Genomic DNA, 2,912 nt, shown 5'->3' on the forward strand with positions numbered 1-2,912 from the left:
CACCACCCGACGACCCGACCACCCCCGCAAAAAGCGGCCCCGACGACCGCTGGCCAGCAACCCGCCGGGACCGCACCCCACCCACCCGAAGCAGGACGGAGCCACCCCAGCATGCCCACCCGCACCCCTCGCCGGAACAACTCTCCCGGGAAGACCACTGATCGCCTCGTCGTGGCCGACGGGACGTCGCGCGCGTTCCTCACCCTGGACGAACTCTGCATCGAACTACAGATCTCCCGATCAACCTTCTACGACTGGCGCGCCAAGCGGAAAGCCCCGCGTTGCCTCACCTTGCCGAACGGCAAACTCCGCATCCGTCGTGCAGACCTCGACACCTGGCTCAACGCCCGGTCGGAGGATACGGCCTGATGATCACAACGTACAACGTTCGGATCTGGAAGACCGAGGTCTACAAGGGGCAACGGGTCACGACCTACTACGTCCGTTGGAGCGTGGACGGCAATGAGTTCAAGGAGTCGTACCGGAACAAAGCGCAGGCGGAAAGCTTCCGTTCTGACCTGGTGTCGGCCGCTCGGAAGGGTGAGGCGTTCTATGTCGTCACCGGCCTGCCTGTGTCCATGGCACGCGCCAACGAGCGACTGTCCTGGTACGAATTCGCGTGCAACTACACCGACCTGAAGTGGCCGCATGTCGCCGCAACCACACGGCGGACGCACGCCGAAGCACTCACTATGATCACCATGTTGCTAGTCGTCACCGAGCGCGGCAGGCCGGACGACAAGGTTCTCCGGATGGCGCTGAAGCGTTGGGCGTTCAACACGCCGCGTCGTGATGATCCAAGCCGGCCGGAGCAGGTACGAGCCGCGCTTCAGTGGATCGCCAGCCACACGAAGCAGGTCTCAGCGTTGAGCGATCCGGACGTGTTGCGTGGCGTGCTGAACGGTCTCACGATCTGCCTCGACGGCACCCAGCGCTCCCCCACTGTCGTCACCCGCTGGCGAAAGATCCTCAACAACGCATTCGAATTCGCCGTTGATCAAAAGTTGCTCGCGATCAACCCACTACCGGCGCTGCGCCGACAATCCGCAAGGGTCGTCCAGGTCCATGCCGTGGACCGCCGTGTTGTCGCGAACCCCGTCCAGATACGGACACTGCTGCAAGCCGTTCGCGAGCAGGAACCCTCAGGTCCCCGTCTTGTGGCCTTTTACGGCTGCCTCTACTTCGCCGGCATGCGCCCAGAGGAAGCCGCCGCCCTGGCGCTACCCGATCTCGCCCTACCGGCCACCGGTTGGGGTGAACTGCACCTGACTCGTGCAAAGCCTTACGCGGGGAAGGAGTGGACGAACACCGGCGAAGCACGCGATGACCGGCAGCTCAAGCAGAGGGAGATCAACGAAGTGCGTCCAGTTCCATGCCCGCCCGAACTCACCGCGCTCCTTCACGCCCATCTCGACCGGTTCGGTACCGGTCCTACCGGTCGGTTGTTCGTCGGTGAGCGCAACCGGGAGCACCTGCCGACGCTCACCGTCACGCGGGTGTGGGCACGCGCCCGCGTCGCAGTCTTTACCGAGGGTGTGGCCGCGTCTCCGCTGGCCCGAACCCCGTATGACCTTCGTCATGCCGCAGTGTCCACCTGGTTGAACGCTGGCATCCCACCGACCAAGGTCGCGGAGTGGGCCGGGCATTCGATCGAGGTACTTCTCAAGATCTACGCCAAATGCCTTGACGGAGAGGACGCAAAGTTGCGATCGCAGGTACAGAGCGCGCTTGGACGTGATCCGACCGACAAGAACGACCCCCAGCACCCGCAAGGCCGACAGAAGATCACCGGCTCGGGGTAGCCGAAAACTTCGGCGCCCATTCGGCGTGACCAACCGGTGGACACCGTGGATGGCCGGACGCGGCCGGACAGACGACGAAGGCTCCCTGACCGGGTTTGCCCTGGTCAGGGAGCCTTCTGCGCAGGTCGTGCGGGTGTAGCCCCGACCGGATTCGAACCGGCGCTACCGCCTTGAGAGGGCGGCGTCCTAGGCCACTAGACGACGGGGCCAGCTGCTCGCGACTTCAAACACCTCTTACTCCGGACACACTGTACTTCAGACACACTGTACTTCGCAGCGCAGAAAGTCTGACGCTGGGGTACCAGGACTCGAACCTAGACTAACGGAACCAGAATCCGTTGGGCTGCCAATTACCCCATACCCCAAGGTTGCCCTTGCGGGCGAGGCCTACTGTACCGCATCCAGCCGGGGAGCGGCCGGGACCTCTGCCCGCCCGCGTGTCCGAGACCAACCGCCGGGACCGGGAGCCGGTGTCAGCGGGACGTCACCGGGTTGGCGAGGGTACCGATCCCCTCGACCGTGACGGCCACGGTCTGCCCGGGGCTCATCGGACCCACCCCGGCCGGCGTTCCGGTCAGCAGGAGGTCACCTGGCAGCAACGTCATCGCCGCCGACATGTACGCGATCAGTGACGCGACGTCGTGCAGCAGCGACTTCGTCCGGGAGTCCTGCCGGAGTTCGCCGTCGAGGGTGGTGCGGATGGCCAGGTCGGACGGGTCGAGATCGGTCTCGATCCACGGCCCGACCGGGCAGAAGGTGTCATGCCCCTTGGCCCGGGTCCACTGACCGTCGGCCTGCTGCTGATCACGGGCGGTGACGTCGTTCGCGCAGGTGAACCCGAGGACGACGTCCAGAGCCCGCTCCACAGGGACATCCCGGCACAGACGCCCGACGACGATCGCAAGCTCACCTTCGTAGTCGACCCGCTCGCTGTCGGGGGGAAGGACGATCGGGTCACCGGGGCCGATCACGCTCGTCGAGGGCTTCAGGAAGAGCAACGGGCTCTGCGGCGAGGCGTCGCCGCCCATCTCCCGGGCATGGTCGGCATAGTTCTTGCCGACGCACAGCACCTTGCTCGGCAGCACCGGCGCCAGCAGCCGCACGTCGCCG

At 65.5% G+C, this 2,912-nt stretch carries 3 protein-coding genes and 2 tRNA genes; 2 read left to right on the plus strand and 3 right to left on the minus strand.

Going from position 1 to position 2,912, the window contains the following annotated elements; translation table 11 throughout:
- Together U9979_RS20405 and U9979_RS20410 are read left to right on the plus strand one after the other, a co-directional pair.
- The coding region (locus U9979_RS20405) for a helix-turn-helix domain-containing protein (protein WP_322780638.1) at nt 1-369 on the plus strand (369 nt) is incomplete at its 5' end.
- The gene (locus U9979_RS20410; RefSeq protein WP_322780639.1) at nt 369-1,802 is read left to right on the plus strand and encodes a tyrosine-type recombinase/integrase; all 1,434 of its coding nucleotides are present in this window, start codon (nt 369-371) and stop codon (nt 1,800-1,802) included. The genes U9979_RS20405 and U9979_RS20410, both read left to right, overlap by 1 nt.
- A gap of 136 nt (nt 1,803-1,938) precedes the next feature.
- On the opposite strand, the gene U9979_RS20415 is transcribed toward U9979_RS20410, so the two are convergent.
- From U9979_RS20415 to U9979_RS20425, 3 genes are all read right to left on the minus strand, one after another.
- Nucleotides 1,939-2,011: transfer RNA gene (locus U9979_RS20415), tRNA-Glu, on the minus strand.
- A gap of 84 nt (nt 2,012-2,095) precedes the next feature.
- Nucleotides 2,096-2,167: transfer RNA gene (locus U9979_RS20420), tRNA-Gln, on the minus strand.
- A 108-nt stretch (nt 2,168-2,275) separates the two neighbouring features.
- Nucleotides 2,276-2,912: fumarylacetoacetate hydrolase family protein (locus U9979_RS20425; RefSeq protein WP_322780640.1), on the minus strand; the 637-nt coding region annotated here is incomplete at its 5' end.

The sequence above is a fragment of the Protofrankia sp. Cas4 genome (assembly GCF_963555915.1).
In the GTDB taxonomy this organism is placed as follows: domain Bacteria; phylum Actinomycetota; class Actinomycetes; order Frankiales; family Frankiaceae; genus Protofrankia.

What these genes read in the sequence shown, in the direction of transcription:
- U9979_RS20410 (WP_322780639.1), top strand. Translation starts at nt 369, where the DNA reads ATGATCACAACGTACAACGTTCGGATCTGGAAGACCGAGGTCTACAAG.